Source organism: Austwickia chelonae, from assembly GCF_003391095.1.
Taxonomy (GTDB): Bacteria; Actinomycetota; Actinomycetes; order Actinomycetales; family Dermatophilaceae; genus Austwickia; species Austwickia chelonae_A.
This window is the reverse complement of record NZ_CP031447.1, coordinates 1451119-1468140: the sequence shown is the minus strand read 5'-3', so window position 1 is coordinate 1468140 and position 17022 is coordinate 1451119. Positions and strand designations below refer to the sequence as shown.

Annotated in this window: 5 protein-coding genes; 1 reads left to right on the top strand and 4 read right to left on the bottom strand. The window is 67.4% G+C overall.

Translation table 11 applies throughout. The features are described from left to right. Nucleotides 1-41: 41 nt before the first annotated feature. Nucleotides 42-1145: a tetratricopeptide repeat protein gene (locus tag DX923_RS06440; RefSeq protein WP_116113534.1), complete on the bottom strand. Its 1104-nt coding sequence runs from the start codon at nt 1143-1145 to the stop codon at nt 42-44. 273 nt (nt 1146-1418) lie between these two features. Between DX923_RS06440 and DX923_RS06435 the strand changes: the two genes are divergently transcribed. Next, on the top strand, nt 1419-2549 hold the full coding sequence (locus tag DX923_RS06435) for an alpha/beta hydrolase-fold protein (RefSeq protein WP_116113532.1): 1131 nt from the start codon (nt 1419-1421) through the stop codon (nt 2547-2549). A gap of 30 nt (nt 2550-2579) precedes the next feature. Here the strand turns inward: DX923_RS06435 and DX923_RS06430 are convergent, their stop codons facing one another. The 3 genes from DX923_RS06430 to DX923_RS06420 are packed head-to-tail and all read right to left on the bottom strand — an operon-like array spanning nt 2580 to nt 17010. Next, complete coding sequence (locus DX923_RS06430; RefSeq protein WP_116113530.1) at nt 2580-4283, bottom strand: ABC transporter transmembrane domain-containing protein; 1704 nt, start codon at nt 4281-4283, stop codon at nt 2580-2582. Further along, nucleotides 4270-15183: a non-ribosomal peptide synthetase gene (locus DX923_RS06425; protein WP_116113529.1), complete on the bottom strand. Its 10914-nt coding sequence runs from the start codon at nt 15181-15183 to the stop codon at nt 4270-4272. Before DX923_RS06425 ends, DX923_RS06430 begins: the two co-directional genes overlap by 14 nt. A 54-nt stretch (nt 15184-15237) precedes the next feature. Then, nucleotides 15238-17010, bottom strand: a complete 1773-nt coding sequence (locus tag DX923_RS06420; RefSeq protein WP_116113527.1) for an ABC transporter ATP-binding protein — start codon at nt 17008-17010, stop codon at nt 15238-15240. Between the last annotated feature and the right edge of the window lie 12 nt (nt 17011-17022).

The following is a 17022-nucleotide window of genomic DNA, read 5'->3' as shown; positions in this document are numbered from 1 at the left end:
CCTGCTCTCCTGAGGAGGTGCGCTCCTCCGGTGCCATGTGTTCAGAATCCAGGCAGACGGCCGGCCAGCCGATTTCGGGTGTGTCGGGTCATCTTCCCGGTCCGTTGCCCCACCCTGCGGGCCAGCACGATCAGCGCGATGGGCCCACTCACCTTCAGGAGCAGGAGCATCAGGACTCCGGCCTCGCCGGCCACCGTGACCGGGGCCAAAGCCATGACCAGTGCGGCGGCCAAGGAGCCCACCCATAGGAACAGGTACCAGCGCATTCCCGCCATCGACCGCTTCCACAGGCCATGGAGGACGGTCGACGCCCCTTGAGGGAGTGTCCTCAGGACGTATCTCGCCAGAGCAGACGTGAAAGCAAGGGCGAGAAGACCGATGGACGCGCGGATCGTCCAGGATGTCTTCGCCGCCAGGAGGATGCCTTCAACGACGGCTACGACGGAGATGAGCCACCAGAAGCGTTGCAGGATGCGCAGCAGGGCCAGATCGAAGTTTTTGTGCAGCAGTGTCAAGTCAGGAGCCTGGGCCAGGACGGCAGTCAGATAGGTCGCGGCACTGCGTAGACGACCTCGTGAGATCTCCAGTGCGGCGAGATTGTTCAGGGTGCAGGCATGGGCGGGGTCAAGGGCCAGAGCCTGGTTGTAGGCCTGACGGGCTTTCTTCTTCTCCCCGAGTTCGTCATGGCAGAAGCCCAGGACGGTGAGGACGTCGGCATTGCCCGGGTCGAGTTGGCTGGCTTCGAGGATGCTCGGGAGTGCGGCACCAGGATCCGGTCGCCCTGCGGTGAGGAAGGCAATGGCTCGTGTGTAGTGGCTTTCCCCGAGGCTTGGTGCCAGCTGGATGGCCGCATCGGCGGCAGCGACGGCCTGCGGCTGGTCCTCCAGGAGCCGGTAGACCTCGGAGAGGGTGATCAAGCACCACGGGTCGTGGGGATCGAGCCGAGCTGATTCAGCAGCGGGCTCCCAGGCCTGGTCCGGGCATCCCTGCGCGATCAACGCCCGGGCGAGGAGGAGCCGGGCCCGGGAGAGCTCCGGATCGTTGAGGATCACCCGCTGTGCCACCCGCGCTGCCCCCCGTGCGTTCCCTTGTTCGAGGAGGTTCTCGCCGTGGCGGGTCAGCTCTGCGGACGAGATCCCGTTCATGCTCCTCTCCGGTGGTGGCAGGCGGTGCTGTCCTCGATCTCGGGTGCAGCCGTCAGGCTGACGATGGCATCAGGCATCGCGCCTCTTCCTTCGCGCAGGTGGTCAGGTGCACGGCCTGCGCGAGGGATGCTCGTCGAGGCCGTCGCTGATGCTACGCGGTCTTCTCGTCCCGCCACGGCCTCGTCTGGTGGACAATGAAATACCACCTAGAGTTAGGTGAGGCTAACCTAAGATCTGCTTTTCTGCCCTGTCCTGCGTCAACGAGGACCACCGATGCTCACACCGCCCCAGGCCAAGGACGACACCTCTCCGGGGCCGTCCCCCGGCCATGCCCCTGCCTTCGCCCGCTTCGGGATCCCCGGCGAACCAGGAAGCCACGCATTCTGGTCCTCGACATCCCCCAGTTTCATCCCCTCCCCCGACGGCGGCTGGACCGCGCTCTTCCGCTGGCGCGGCAGCCCCGCAAGCCTCGACTTCGAGAGCTGGTCACCCCCGATCCCCCTCGAACAGTGGGAGGACACCGACTGCTGGTACGCCGCCGTGCCCATGCCCGCCCGGCTACGCGTCACCTACCGGATCCACACCGACACCGGCCAGCACGCCGATCCGCTCAACCCCGTAGGTGCCGGCGGAGAAAGCTCCATCGTCGCCACCCCCGACACCCCCGACCAACCCCACTGGCCGAATATCGGCCCCGACGACATCCTGCCCCTGCCGAGCATCAGGCTCCGGTGGAACAGTCCACTCCTCGGCGGACGCCGCACCGTCCGCGTCCACCCGGCCGGTGGTGGCGGGCCTGCAGTCCTCCTCCTCGACGGAGACGACTGGCTGCACCTCCACCCGGCCATGACCGCCGTCGACTCCGCTGTCGCTGCCGAAGAGATGCCCCCGGTCACCCTCGTCTTCGTCCCGGCGAAGGACCGGGGTATCGAACTCTGCTGCCGCCCCGAACTGTGGAAAGCGGTCCGCGACGAACTACTCCCGATGATCGCGCAGAGCGACATCCCGGCCGACCTCGACCGGCTCACCGTCGCCGGTCAGAGCTTCGGCGGGCTGAGCGCACTGTACGCCGCGCTGGACTTCCCCGAACTCATCTCCCGCGTCACCTGCCAGTCCGGCGCCTTCTGGTGGACGCCCCACGCCGCCGACCTGCCGGACCCCCTGGGTGGGCCGATCGGCGGCGCCATCGCAGCCCGGCTACGGGAAAAGCCCGACCTCAGCCACCTGAAGATCGCCTTCGACCTGGGCGAGCACGAAGAACGTATGCACCCCCACTGCGCCATGGTCGAAGAACTCACCGGCCGAGCCGGCGCGACCGTACAGGTGAACAGATCGGCCTGTGACCATGACCGGGCAGGATGGCGCCAAGCGCTGCTCAGAGACATCGCCTGGGTAGTGGCCTGAGCAGCCACCTGGCTGCTGCCGACCACATGATCACCGAGTCACCATCGAGGAATAGGACTCGTCGCCGGCCAGCAGTTCACGATGGGTGCCTTCCGCCGTCAACACCCCCTCATCGAGCACGAACACCCGGTCTGCGACATCCAATAACGCCGGGCTCGTGGTGAAGACGATGGTCGTACGGCCCCGGCGCAGCTGCGCCACCTGACGCGCAATACGCTGCTCGGTCACCGCGTCCACCGCTGTCGTCGGATCGTGCAGAACCAAGATCTCTGCCTCAGCCGCCAGAGCCCGAGCCAAGGACAGCCGCTGACGCTGCCCTCCGGACAGATTCGCCCCTCGATCACGCACCTCGTAATCGAGCCCCTCAGGGTGCGAGGCCACGACATCGGTCAGCATCGACGCCGACACCGCCTCCGACACCGACCCGCTCCTCCCCGACGGATCGATATTCGAACGGAGCGTCCCGGCGAAGATCTCCCCGCTGTGCGGATTCACCAGAAGATACTGACGTGTCACCGAGACCGGCAGCTCCGCCAACGGCGTACCCCCGACCCGCACCACACCCTCGTATCCGCCCGGAGCGACCTGCAGGGAAAGGATCGACATCAGCTCGGCGGCCATCTGCGGCCGAACAGCCGCGATCGCGACGAAACCACCAGGAGGAACGGACAAGCACACACCACGCAACGTCCGGTGACCCACACCGTCGACCTCGAGCCCACCCCCCGGAAGCGGACTCCCCGCCCGCGACTCCTCCACCGGCTGACCCGAGAGCACCGACGCCATCCGCTCCGCCGACGCCCTCGCCACCATCACGTACTTGGGCATCTCCGAGAACAACCGGAGCGGCTCCATGATGAACTGCGCCAAGCCCACCGCCATGACCAGCTCCCCGACACCTATCCGCCCGTCGAGAGCCATCCATCCCGCCGACAAGGTCACCGCAGATGCCAACGAAGCATTCAACGCCAAAGCCGTACCGGCATAGACACCATTGACCCGGGCCACCGTGATCGCCTGCCACCTCGCCTCGGTGCTCACGCCGCGATAGGACAGGAAAGCCGCATGATTGCCACCGAAACCGTGCAACGGACGCAGACCGGCGATCAGATCGGCCACCTTCGCCCCGGCACGGGCGACCTTGACCTGCTGTTCCTTGGTGCTCGCCCCGATCCGGGTCGACAGCACGCTGAGCACCGAGAGGATCACGAAGGTCCCCACCATGACCAGGCCCCCGAGCCACAGACTCGCCACGCTCAAGGCGATCGTCGCGATCGCCAACGAGACCAGAGCACTGATCATCATCGGCACCACTTCGACGATATCCGCCGCCTGATCCGCGTCCTCGGTGGCGATGACCAACATCTCCCCCGACTTCACCTCGGCGTCCACCGCCACCGGCCGAAGCCCACACGCAGCAACCTCCACCCGCCACCGGTGCGCCTCGGTCGTATTCGCCTTCTGCAAGATGCGCATCCCGAAACGCCATGACAAGGAGACCGTCGAGATGGTCACCGCCAAGGCCACCACCGACAAGGCGAGCGCAGTCAGGCTCCGGTCACCGGCGAGATTCCCGACGATCCGGCCGAGCACGATCGGCAAGGAGGTCTCACCGGCCTGGTAGAGACACATCAGAGCCGTGCCCCCAGCGACCGCGCCGATATTCCGACGGATCGCCGTCGCCAGGACGGCTGACCCGGTCCGTGGCCTCTCCTGGACCTCAGCCACGGTCATCGATATGCCGGGCGATCGCTTCAGGGGTGCGCAAGTACAGCAGATCCCGGATGGTGATCACCGCGCCGAACTCCCGACGGAGCAAGCCCACCAGTCGGATCGCCGACATCGAGTGCCCGCCGAGGGCCAGGAAGTCACCCACCGCACTCACGTCCTCCTCGTCCAGGTCGAGAGTCTCTGCGAAGAACTCGCACACGACGGTCTCCGTCGCGGTGTTCGGGCCCCGCTCCCCCGCCGAGGACAGCGCTCCCAGCGGCCTCGGCTCGGGGAGAGCAGCCGTGTCCGCCTTACCGTTCACTGTCAACGGGATCTCCTCGACCTGGGCGTAGTGCGTCGGGCACATGAAGTCCGGCAACCCGGCCCCGACCTGCGCAGCCACAGCGGACAGCTCGGCACCGTCCAGGACAAGATAGGCCGCCAAGCGGTGAGCCCCGTCGACCTGTGGGTCGAGCTGAGCCACTGCTGCGACGAATCGCACTGCGGGATGCACCGAGAATGCTGCCTCGACCTCGCCGAGTTCGACCCGATGCCCACGGATCTTCACCTGTTGGTCGGTACGCCCCAGGTACATCAGGTTCCCGTCAGGGCGACGGACCACCAGGTCACCGGTGCGGTACATGCGTTCACCGGGCCGACCGAAGGGCGAGGCCACGAACCGGTGTGCGCTCTGGCCAGGTTGACCGAGATACCCCCGGGCGATGCCGATCCCTGCGACGTACAGCTCCCCGGGCACGCCGTCCGGTGCCGGACGCAGCCAGTGGTCGAGCACGTACACGTCGGTGTTGTCGATCGGCACTCCGACGACCGGGTCCAGGCACTCGAAGGTCCCCGCTCCGAGGGTGTTGATCGTGTACTCGGTGGGCCCGTACAGGTTGTACCCGACAGTCCCTTCCGTCTCGGCCAGCCTCCGCCACAAGGCCGGGGTGACCGCTTCACCACCCAGGAGGACCAGCGCCGGTCGTTCTGCAGGCTCGTCGAGCAGCCCCTCGGAGAGCAGCTGCTGCGCATAGGTCGGCGTCACATTGACCACGTCGATCCGATGTTCACGGCAGTACGCGACCAGTCCGGGGGCGTCACGTCGCAGGTCCTCGTCGCAGATGTGCACCTCGTGTCCGTCTGCCAGCCACAACAGTTCTTCCCAGGACATGTCGAAGGCGAAGGAGACGGTGTGGGCGACGCGGAAGACCCGGTGATCGTGCTCGGCCAGCACCGGTTCGAAGATCCGACGCTGATGGTTGATCAACATATTGGTCAACCCTGCGTATTCGGTCACGACGCCCTTGGGCCTACCGGTGGAGCCGGAGGTGTAGATCGTGTACGCGGCATGACGTAGCCGCTGCGGGTCGTCCGGCGAGAAGGTCACGAAGGGCTCGGCCGGCGGCAGCGGACGGTCCAGCTCGATCAGATCGCCGGTCAACCGTGACGAGACATCGCTGACGGTGAGCACCACGTCCGGTCGGGCGTCGTCGACGATCACGGCGATCCGCTCGTCCGGATGGTCCAGTTCCAGCGGCACATAGGCTGCACCGGTCCGTAGCACGGCGAACAGGGCCACGATCGAGTCCACCGATCGCGGGATCGCGATGCCCACGGTGTCCTCGACGCCGATCCCCCGCGCCACGAGCACCCCGGCCAGGGCCCGGCTACGGTCGCGAAGCTCGCCGAAGGTCATCTGTCGCGAGCCGGCGACGAGCGCGATCCGTTCAGGGTTCCGGTCAGCGGCCTGGTCGAACCGGTCGACGACGGTGTCCGTACCGACCTCCGTGCGCACCGCGCCCTCGGGTGAGCGGGCCAGACCCGGCAAGGCTCCGAGCTGACCGGTGGCAGCGGCCAGCTCGGTGAGCGTCCGGACGTAGTCGTCGAGGAGACGGTCGGCCTCGAATCCGCAGAGGCTTCGAGGCTCCACCTTGATCGTGATCCGGTCGCCCGGCGTCACGACCCAGGTGAACGGGTAGTGCGTGGAATCGTCGGCCCGGACCTCGGCGATGCCGTGCCGGGCGTTCATCTCCTCCAGCGCGTCCACGTCCAGGAAGTTCTGCAAGACGAACAGGTTGTCGAACAGGATGTCGTGGCCGCTCGCCCGTTGGATCTCGCCCAGACCCAGGTCCTCGTGACCCATGGCCTCGACCCGGGACGCCTGTACCGTCGACAGGTACTCCCCGACCGTGTACTCGGGCCTGGCCCGGGTCCACATGGGCACGGTGTTAAGCAGGACACCGACCATCTCGGAGAGACCTTCACCATCCCGCCCGGAGACGGTCACCCCGAAGACGGCGTCATGGCGACCTGTGTAGGCACCGAGGAAGAGTCCGAAAGCCCCGGCCAGGAGGGAATTCAGCGTGACCCCATGGGCTCTGGCTGCCTCGTGAAGAGCTGTGGTCTGTTCGACGGACAGGGTGCGCACGAGCGCGGGCGGCAGATCGGTCAACAACGCGGGCTCCGGGCCTGCCAGCAGGGTGGGGCCGGACAACGCGGCAAGATGCTCCGCCCAGAAGCGTTCCGAAGGTGTACGGTCCACGGCTGCGGCGGCGCGCGCGTACTCCTCGAAAGCCGGTGCGGCCGGTCCGAGATCCGGTTGTTCTCCGGTGAGAGCAGATTCGTACGCGGCAAACAGGTCCCGCAACACGATCTCCCGGGACCAGCCGTCCCAGAGCAGCAGGTGGTAGCTGAGGATCAGCCCGTCCCGGCCGTCCGGGAAATGCACCACGGTCAGCCTGATCAACGGTGGGTCGGTCAGGTCGAAGGCCGTCCGCCGGTCAGCGATGCGCAGGGTCTCCAGTTCTGCGTCGTCGGCGACTTCGACCGTGCGGATGTCGACCTGACGGTCCGGGCTGAGGATCTGTACCGGTTCGCCGTCCCGGTCGGTGCCGAAACCTGCGCCGATGGCGGGATGTCTGGCGATCACTGCAGACATCGCCGTGGACAGGGCTGCGGGGTCGAGCTGTCGTTCGAAACCGAAGTAGTTCTGCGCGACATAGCCTCCGGTGGTACCGGCCATCTGGGCCTGGAAGTACAGGCCGCGTTGGAGGGGACCCACCGGTGCGATGCGTTCAGCGGTCGTCGCCTCGTCCGCGATGGACTGCAGCGCTTGCAACCAGTGTTCGGTGATCTCGTCGGGGATCTCCTCGGCGAGGGTGAAGGTCGCTTTCACTGCGCCGGTGGATGCTTCGATCCAGGCATTGACCTCGACGGCGTACGGGCTGCCGACCACCGGATCGCCGGTGGGAAGAGCCTGTGCCTCGCTGCCACGCCCCAGATAGTTGAAGAGCACCTGGGCGTGTGTGGTCAGCAGGGGCGCTGTCTGGGGGTTCAGGTAGCGCAGCTGCCCGTAGGTGACGTGGCCGGTCTCGTCGGGTTCTCGTTCGGTCACCTCACGGGCGGCCGCCACCGGGTCGGTGTGGGCGGTGAGCCGCACCGGGGCGATGGCGGTGAACCAGCCGACCGTACGGGTGTAGTCGTGTCCTTCGAGTACGGCGACCCGGCCGTGCCTTTCCAGGTCGACCGCCAGGTCGCCGGGTGATGTCTGCACATGGGTCAGCGCGACTCGTAGTGCGCCGCACAGTAGTTCGGTCAGTGCGATGCCGTACGAGGAGGGGGCGAGACCGAGCACTCGTTCGCTGGCCTTCGGGTCGAGCGTGACAGTGATCTCACGCAGTTCACCGAGTTCGCCGACCAAGGGGGGTGCCTGGAGGACCTCGCGCCAATGTCCCAGGTCACCGGCTGCGGTGGCCGCGCTGACGGTGAGTGCCTCGGCGTACTCGGCGTAGGGGGTGGTCGTCGGGGCGAGTGGTTCGCCACGGAGCGCTGCGGCGATGTCCTCCAGCAGGATCAGCCAGGACACGGCATCGACGGCGAGATGGTGGACGACGAACACCAGGGTCCGGGTGGTCGCCGACCAGCTGAAGACGACGGTGTCGCCGTCGTGGGGGTCAAGTCGTCGAGCGGCTTCCTTCGCCGCGGTGGCGGCATCGCAGGCGTCCGTATCGATCACGGTGGGTTCACCGGGAGGTGCGGTGCGCAGGGACCACACCCCGTGGTCGATGTCCAGACGTATCCGCAGCGCGGGGTGTGCGGCGATCACGGCCCGCGCGGCACGTTCCACGTCGAGGCGGTTGGTCCCTTCTTCCACCGGGACGACTCGGGCTTGGGCGAAGGCACGCAGCTCGCCGCCCAGTTCGCGCTGCCGGAGGATGATCGGCGTGAGCGGCACCGGGCCGTCCTCGCGGCAGGACGAGAGGGTGACCGGCCCCGGGGCCTCGACCGGTGTCCCGCGTTCTGCGAGCTGATCGGCCAGCGCGGCAGGTGTTTTGAACAGGAACAGGTCGCGGGGGGTGATCGACAGTCCGTTCGCTCTGGCCCGGTTGACCACGGTGATCGCGACGATGCTGTCGCCGCCGGCGGCGAAGAAATCGGTGTCCGCGTCCGTATCGGGGTGTCCCAGGGTGTGGGCGAAGATGTCGATCAGTGTGCCGAGCACGGATCCGGTGGCGGCCGACCGCGCAGGTTCCTGCGCCGCATTCCTGGTCAAGGCTTCGCGGTCGAGTTTCCCGTTGACGGTCAACGGCAGGGCGTCCACGGTCAGGAAGCGTCCGGGGATCATGTGGGTGGGCAGTGTGGTGGCCAGCCGCTCGGCGAGGTCCGGTGCGGCTCGACCCACCAGGTGCGCCACCAGGTGGTCGCCGGTGTCTGCAACGGTGACGGCCACGTCCACGACGCCGTCGACGGCTCTGATCACCGATTCGACCTCGCCGAGTTCGACGCGGAATCCCTTGAGCTGGACCTGGTCGTCGGCGCGGCCGGTGAATTCGAGTTCGCCGCTGAGAGTACGGCGGGCCAGGTCACCGGTGTGGTACATCCGGGAGCCGTCCCCGGCGAAGGGGTCGGCGACGAAGCGCCCCGAGGTGAGGGCGGGCCGGCCCAGGTAGCCCGCTGACACCTGGGCACCGGCCACGTAGATCGCGCCGACCCGGCCGGGGGGCACCGGCCGCAGTCGGTCATCCAGCAGGTGGACGGTCAGGCCGGGGATCGGTCCACCGATGGGGCTGGTCGTCTCCTCGGAAGCGAAGTCCTCGTCGGTCAACACTCGGTGGGTCACGTGCACGGTGGTCTCGGTGATGCCGTACATGTTGACCAGTTCTGGTGAAGTGGTGCCATGGCGGTCGACCCAGTCACGCAGTCGATCGAGGTCGAGAGCTTCTCCTCCGAAGATGACCCGGCGCAGCGCGGGCAGCGGTTCCCCGGCGTGCCGATCGGCTTCGACGAAACGGTAGAAGGCTGAGGGTGTCTGGTTGAGGACGGTCACTGCGCGGTCCCGTACGAGGCGGTGGAAGTCCATCGGGGAGCGGGTGAGCCCGTAGTCCGGCACGAGCAGCTCACCGCCGTACACCAGCGATCCCCACAGCTCCCAGACCGCGAAATCAAATGAGTATGAATGGAACTGGACCCATACGTCGTCGGGTCCGAAGTTCATGTCCGGTTGGGTGTTGGCCAACAGGGTCACCACGCTGGAGTGGGTGACGACCACACCTTTGGGTCGACCGGTCGAGCCCGAGGTGTAGATCACGTAGGCAGGATCATGCCAGCCCGACTCGGACCTGCCCGGCACGGCAAGATCCTCCGCGTCGAGAGTCTCCTCCCCGGTGACAAGGAGCCGCGCCTCGACCCCGGAACGCTCGAGCAGACCCGCGAAGCGTTCCTTGTGCTCCGGGGCGACCAGGACCACCTGAGGCGCGGAGTCACTGAGCACATAGATCAGCCGGTCGTCCGGATAGGCCGTGTCCAAGGGAACATAGGCGCCACCCGCGCTGACGACGGCCACCAGGGCCACCACCTGCTCGACGGCCCGCGGCAAGGCGACGGCCACCCTGCGCCCGGGCCCGACACCGCACGCACGGAGAAGATCGGCCAGCTCGTTCTTGGCGTCGGCCAGCTCGTCGTAGGTCAAGGAGTGGGTACGCCCGTCGAGAGAACATTGGGTGACGGCGGTCGCCAATGGGTCTCGAGTCGCGGCAGCATCGAACAACTCTCCGAGAGTGACCGGTTCGATCGCACAGGGCAGCCTCGTCGGCGCCGCCGGCAGATCGCTGATCAACCTGTCGGGACAGCCCAGCACGGCAGTGAGCACCTGGGAGAACCGGCGCAGGAGCGCCCCGGCGTGGCCTTCCCGCAGGAGCACGCTGTCGTAGATCAGGGTGAGGAGCGGACCACCGTCGGCGGCACGCCCCACGACCAGGGTCAACGGATAGTGCGGTGCCCCCTCGTTGACGACATCGGTGACGACGAGAGTGTCACCGGGACGGCGGAGCTCACTCACCTCGGTGGCCATGTCGAAGACGACGAGAGTGTCGAACAGCGACCCGGCACCGACCCGGCGACTGATCCGAGCCAGAGACACATGCTGATGCGGCAGGGTCCTGCTCTGCTGCTCACGGACAGCGGACAGCAGCTCCCCGACAGTGTGCTCGCCTGCCCATCGCGCTCGCAACGGGATGGTGTTGATGAACAGTCCGACCATGTCCTCAATGCCGGGGACGTCGGCGTCACGTCCGGAGACGGTCGAACCGAAGACGACATCCTCGGAGTGCAGGATCCCGCCCAGGGTCAGTGCCCAGGCGCTGTGCACGGCAACACTGAGGGGCACACCGGCCACCCGGGCGGCGGCCTCGAGGTCAGCGGTCAGCTCGACACAGACGTCGGCGAAGGCGCTGGAGGCGATATGCCCTTCGGCCACCAGGGAAGGGCTGGGGAGCCCGTCGAGTTCGGCTGCCCACACCTGATCGGCCGCGGCGGTGTCCCGATTAGCGAGCCAACCGACGTAGTCGGCGAATCCTCCTCGCGTGGGGGTACTTCCCGGCTCGTGGTACTCGGCCAACAGCGTGCGGAGCATCGGCGGCACCGACCAGCCGTCGGCGACGATGTGATGGACGGTCTGCACCAGGACCTTGCGGGAGGACTCCGGGTCGAGGAACAGGACGAATCGCATCGGCGGCCCTACTGCCAGGTCGAAACCGGAGGTGCGGTCGCGTTCGGCGTAGTCGTGGATCTCTTCGTCGGTCAGTCCGGGGCGGGAGACCGTGACGAAGGGCACCTCGACGCCCTCCTCCCAGACGGAAACGACCCGGCCGTCCGCCAATGCGACGAAGCGCGCAGCCAGGTTCGGATACCGGTCGAACAAGCGGTTCGCTGCCGCTGCCAGCCGCTCGACGTCGATCTCCCCGGCCAGGTTCAGGACCTGCTGCTCGACGTAGCTGTCGGTGGAGTCGTCGTCGAAGACCGAGTGGAAGTACAGACCTTCCTGGAGTGGAGTCAACGGCAGGATGTTGCGCAGGGTGGGGCTGTCGAGGACGTCGACATCCTGCTGGCTGAGTCGGACCAGAGGGAAGTCGCTGGGCGAATGAGCGCCCTGTTCGAGTGCGGCGAGCCCGAGGAGCGCCTCCTGGTAATACCTGCTGAGAGCATCCACGTCAGCGTCGGTGAACAGGCCGTCGGGCCAGGAAAGAGTGGTGACCAGTTCGTAGTCACCGGAGGAGCCTGGTTCGACGATGGCGTTGAACTCCAGGGCCCGGGGCAGGCGCATACATGGGTCGCGGCGTTCTCCGAGCTGTTCGGTGGCCTGCGCGGCTTGCCAGGCGTCGGACGTTCCGGCGTCGAAACGGCCCAGGTAGTTGAACAGGACCTGCGGTGCGGACGAGGTGGTGTCCAGACCGGACAGGTGGCGGAGTGCGCCATAGGACAAGCCCTTGTTCGGTACCTCGGCGAGATCCTCCTTCACGGCGACCAGTGCGGAGGCGAGATATCCGGCGGAGGTGAAGTCGCTTGCCCGGCCCGGATCCACGACCACCGGGAAGAGCGTCGTGAACCAACCGACCGTACGTGACAGGTCGGTCTCGACACCGCCGGCACCGGCGACATGGCGTTCTTCCCGGCCATGTCCTTCCAACTCGATGTGCGCGAAGGTCTGCGCCTGGCCTCGGTCACGACGCCAGCGGGCGAGGGCTACGGCGAGCCCGGTCAGCAGGACGTCATTGACGCCGGTGTGGAAGAGGGCGGGGGTCCGGGTCAACAGCGTGGTGGTGGCCTCGGCGGCGAGGGCTACGGCCCGTTGTTTTTCGTTCGCCACGGTGTCGGTGTCGGACAGGGCGCGCCGCCCCAGGGGCTGGTCGGGGTGAGGCAGGGGTCGTTCGTAGTAGGCGCGGTCTTCGTCGAAGTCGGCGGCCGCCAGGAGTTGGGTCCAGCGTCTGAACGAGGTGCCGGTGGCAGGCAGTTCGATCGTCGAGTCGTTGCGGTACTGCCGCCAGGCGGCGGCGAGGTCGTCGGTGAGGATCCGCCAGGACACTCCGTCGATCACGACGTGATGGATGACGACGACCAGTTGGCGGGCGGCACGCCGCCAGACGGCGCGGAGCATCACGCCGTGGTCGGGGTCGAGCGCTGCGGTGGCGAGGCTGACGCATTCGTCGAGGGGCCGGTCGCTCTCCTCCCAGCAGGTGAGCACCTGGTCGTCGGTGGGGATCTCGAAGGCCCAGTGGTTGCCGCGGACGAGTCGGGCACGCAGCATGTGGTGTCGGGTGAGGACGGCGCGCAGGACGGTGTCGAGGCCTTCGGCAGTCAGTTCGTCCGGGGTGTTGAGGACGATCGACTGCACGAAGCCGTCGACCGCGTCGGTGGTGTGGCCGAGCCATCGCAGGATGGGTGATCCGGTGACTGTGCCGGTGGCGATGTCGTCGGGGTCTGTCCGGGTTCGGGCTTCGCTGCTGACCGTGGCGGCGAGTGCGCCGAGGGTGGGGCTGGCGAAGATCTGGCCGACGGTGGTGTGGAGTCCGGCCTCGCGGAGGGTGCTCAGCAGGGAGATGGCGAGGATGCTGTCGCCGCCGAGTCGGAAGAAGTCCTGTTCGGGGCCGGTGTCCTCGAGGCGTAGGACGGCTGCGGCAGCGGCGCAGACGGCACGTTCGTGGTCGGTGGCGGCCTTGATGTGGGTGTGCGTCGTGGGGGCGGGGTCGGGCAGCGCGTTCCGGTCGATCTTGCCGTTGGCGGTGAGGGGGAACTCCGGGAGGACGACGAGGTGAGCGGGCACCATGTATTCGACCAGGTGTTGTTCGGCCCAGGCCTTGATCTCCTCGGGGGTCGTCTGCTCGTGTCCTGCGGCGGGGATCACGTATCCGACGAGGTAGGTACCGCCGGCGCTGTTCTGCCGGGTGACGACGCAGGTGTGTCGTATTCCGGGGTGTGCGGCGAGACCGGCTTCGACGTCTTCGAGTTCGAGTCGCATGCCGCGGATCTTGACCTGGTTGTCGGCTCGGCCGAGGAAGTCGAGGGAGCCGTCTGCGCGGTAGCGGGCGAGGTCACCGGTGCGGTACAGGCGGCTTCCGTCGTCGGCGAAAGGGTTGGCCACGAATCGGGTGGCGGTCAGGGCGGGGGCGCCGACGTACCCGCGGCCGAGGAGGAATCCTCCGGCGTACAGTTCGCCGCAGACGCCGGTGGGGACCGGGCGGAGTTCGTCGTCGAGGACGTACAGCTGGGTGTTGGGGTTGGCCCGGCCGATGGAGGTCGAGCGGCGTTCAGCTGTTCCGCGGTAGATGACGTGGGAGACACCGATGGTTGCTTCGGCGGGTCCGTAGCCGTGGTACATGGGGATGTCGAGTCGGGTGCGGAAGCGTTCGTAGAGCTCCGGGGTGAGGACTTCGCCGCCACACCACACGTGTCTGAGGCTGTCGAGTTTCGTCGAGTCTCCGCAGATCTCCAGGAGGATGTCCAGCATGGAGGAGACGAGGTAGGTGAAGGTGACCCGGTGTGTGTCGATGACGTCGAGCAGGTGGTGGGGGTCGCGTTCTCCGCCGGGTCGTAGGACGACGAGTCGGCCGCCGCTCACCAGGGGCAGGAAGATCTCGTTGATGGAGATGTCGAAGGAGAGCGGTGCTTTGAACAGGGAGGCGTCGTCGTCGCCGAAGCCGAGGATCTCGTCGATCTGCCAGAGCAGCCGTTCGCTGATCGCTTCGTGGCGGATCATCGCCCCTTTGGGGCGGCCGGTGGATCCGGAGGTGAAGATCACGTAGGCCAGGGAGTTGCCGTGGATGGTGGTGTCGACATGGCTGGTGGGGTGGTGCCCGTACTGCCAGTCGTCGAGGTCGACGGCGAGTGCGGAGGGTTCGGCGGGGTGATGTTCGCCGGTGTCGTTGAGTTGCAGGGTGATGCCTGCGTCGGCGATGACATCGGCTCGGCGGGTGGCGGGCCAGTGGGGGTCGAGGGGGACGAAGGCGCAGCCGGCTTGCAGGATGGCGAGCAGCCCGATGACCATGTCGGCGGAGCGGGTGAGTGAGACCCCGACGGTGTCTTCGGCAGTGAGTCCGTGTTCGACGATGTGGTGGGCGAGTTGGGCGGACAGGTCTGCGGTTTCGCGGTAGGTCAGGGAGCGGTGTTCGTCGGTGACGGCGACGGCCTCGGGGCGTCGTTCCGCTTGGGCCCGGAACATGTCGACGATGGTCGGTCGCTTCCGGTCTGTCGTGGTGTCATTCCAGGTGGCCAAGGTGTGGAGCCGTTCGGCCGGGGTGGTGGGGCTGATGGTGCCGAGGGGGCGGTTCGGGAAGTCGGCGAGGTCGTCGAGGGCGAGTTGGGCGTCGCGGTGGTGAACGCCGTGGGGGACGTCGATCTGGAAGCTGTTCGAAGCATCGCCGTTGAGGTTCCCGTTCTGCGCGGGCCTGGTGTCGGTCCAGCCGAGGAGGTCGGTGAACGGGGTGGCGGGGGTGAGTTCGAGTCCTTGTGGGCTGTGCCCGGTCGCCCAGTAGGTCAGGCCGATGCGACAGGCTTCGGCGATGGTGCGATCCGCGTAGTCACCGGTGCGGCGTCTGACGGCGCTGAGGTGGGTGGCTGAGATCTCGAGGGGGTGAATGCTCGGTTCCATCATGAAGGCGACATCCTTCCGCGGCGTCAATTCAGAGCCACCCTAACTTAGGGTTACCTAAGTTCGGCCTTGCCAGGCCTGCCAAAGCTCGGCGTAACGTCCGCCCGCTGCGACGAGTTCGTCATGTGTCCCCTCTTCGACGATCCGTCCCGCGTCCAGGACGGCGATCCGGTCGGCGGTAGCCGCCTGGGTCAACCGATGGGCCACGAACAGCGAGGTCCGCCCGGCGCAGGCTGCGAGCGCGGCCCGCTCCAAGGCGGAGGCCCCTTCGCTGCCGGCCTCGGCGGTGGATTCGTCGAGCACGACGACGGGGGTGCGCGCCAGGACCAGCCGGGCCAGGGCGATGTGGGCCGTCTTGGTTCCGTCCAGGTGTTCCCCGCCTTCGCCGATCAGGGTGGACAGCCCGTCGGGCAGTGTCTCGACCCAGTCGTCGGCTCCGACGAGTTGCAGAGCGCTGAGCAGGGTCGAGTCGTCGGCTTCCGGTGCCGCCAGGCGCAGGTCGTCGGCCAGGGTCCCGGAGAAGAGATGCGTCTCCTGTGTCAGGACGCTCACCAGGGATCTGGCGGTGGCCTCGTCCACCTCGGACAGGTCGGTGGAGCCGATGTGCACGCTTCCGGTGTCGGGGGTGCCGATGCCGGCGACGAGTGCGGCCAGCGTGGTTTTACCGGCTCCGGTCGCTCCCACCAGTGCCAGTGACCCCCCGGCCGGGATCGTCAACGTGATCTCGTGGAGCACCGGATGGTCGGTCCCGGGGTAGGTGAAGCTCACTGCGTCGACGGTGACCGGGCACGATGACGGCTGCGCAGCGTCACCGTCCGGTGCGCCGACCAGGCGTTCCCCGCGAGATTCTGCAAGCACTCCGACGAGCCGGGTCAGGCTTGCCCCCGATTTCTGGGCCTCGTCGAAGGTGAACATGATCGATCCCAGCGGGGTGAAGAGCCGGTGGAAGGCCAGGAGTGCGGCGGCGACCGCGCCGATGCTGGTTGCCTCGGCGCTCACGAGGAGGTGTCCGGTGACGAGGATCGCGGTCAGTCCGACGAACTCTGCGCGGTTCTCCCGGCCGACGAATCGTCCGAAGAAGCGGAAGACTTCGATCCCGAGGTCTTTCACGCGGGAGGAGTCGTGGGCGACCTTGTCCTGGAAGGTGTTCTCCAGCTGGTAGGCCCGTACGGTGTGGATGCCGTTGAGTGCGCTGATCAGTGTTTGGGCCCGGTCGGCCTGCGCGATTCGTTGTTCCCGGTAGAGGGGTGCGGATCGGGGCAGGTACCAGCGCAGCGCCGAGGCGTAGGCGAACAGGGCACAGGATCCGGCGAGGCCGAGTCGCCAGTCCAGCCCGAACATGCCGATGGTGGCGACGGTGACCAGGACACCCGCGGAGAGCACGGTGGGGACGGCGGTGCGGATGCCTTTGGAGAGGATGGCGACGTCGTCGCCGACCCGGGAGAGGACGTCGCCGTGCCCGGCTTGTTCGATCCGGGAGCTGGGCAGTCCCAGGACGGTCCGGACGGCTCCTTCGCGGAGGTCGGCGAGCAGGTCGGCGCCGAGTTTGCCGATCAGGTAGGTGGAGGCCGCTGTGGCCAGCGCGCCGAGCAGGACGGCGGAGAACATCACGATGCCGACCGTGACCAGGGCCGAGCTCGGCTCGCCCCTGGTCACGATGTCGATCACTCTGCTGAGCAGTAGTACCGGGAGGATCTGGAGTGTCGCCCCGGTCACTGTGGTGAGCACGGTCGCGGTGCTCAGCCACGGTCTGCTGCGGCAGTGGTCGAGGACCCAACGGGTCGCTTCCCGGCCGGTGGTCGTGCGTAGGACGTCCGGGGCGACGCTCATGTCCTGGGGTAC

Excerpts from the sequence above, each read along its gene's own strand:
- DX923_RS06440 (WP_116113534.1), bottom strand. The coding sequence starts at position 1,145 with ATGAACGGGATCTCGTCCGCAGAGCTGACCCGCCACGGCGAGAACCTC.
- DX923_RS06435 (WP_116113532.1), top strand. The coding sequence starts at position 1,419 with ATGCTCACACCGCCCCAGGCCAAGGACGACACCTCTCCGGGGCCGTCC.
- DX923_RS06430 (WP_116113530.1), bottom strand. The coding sequence starts at position 4,283 with ATGACCGTGGCTGAGGTCCAGGAGAGGCCACGGACCGGGTCAGCCGTC.
- DX923_RS06425 (WP_116113529.1), bottom strand. The coding sequence starts at position 15,183 with ATGATGGAACCGAGCATTCACCCCCTCGAGATCTCAGCCACCCACCTC.
- DX923_RS06420 (WP_116113527.1), bottom strand. The coding sequence starts at position 17,010 with ATGAGCGTCGCCCCGGACGTCCTACGCACGACCACCGGCCGGGAAGCG.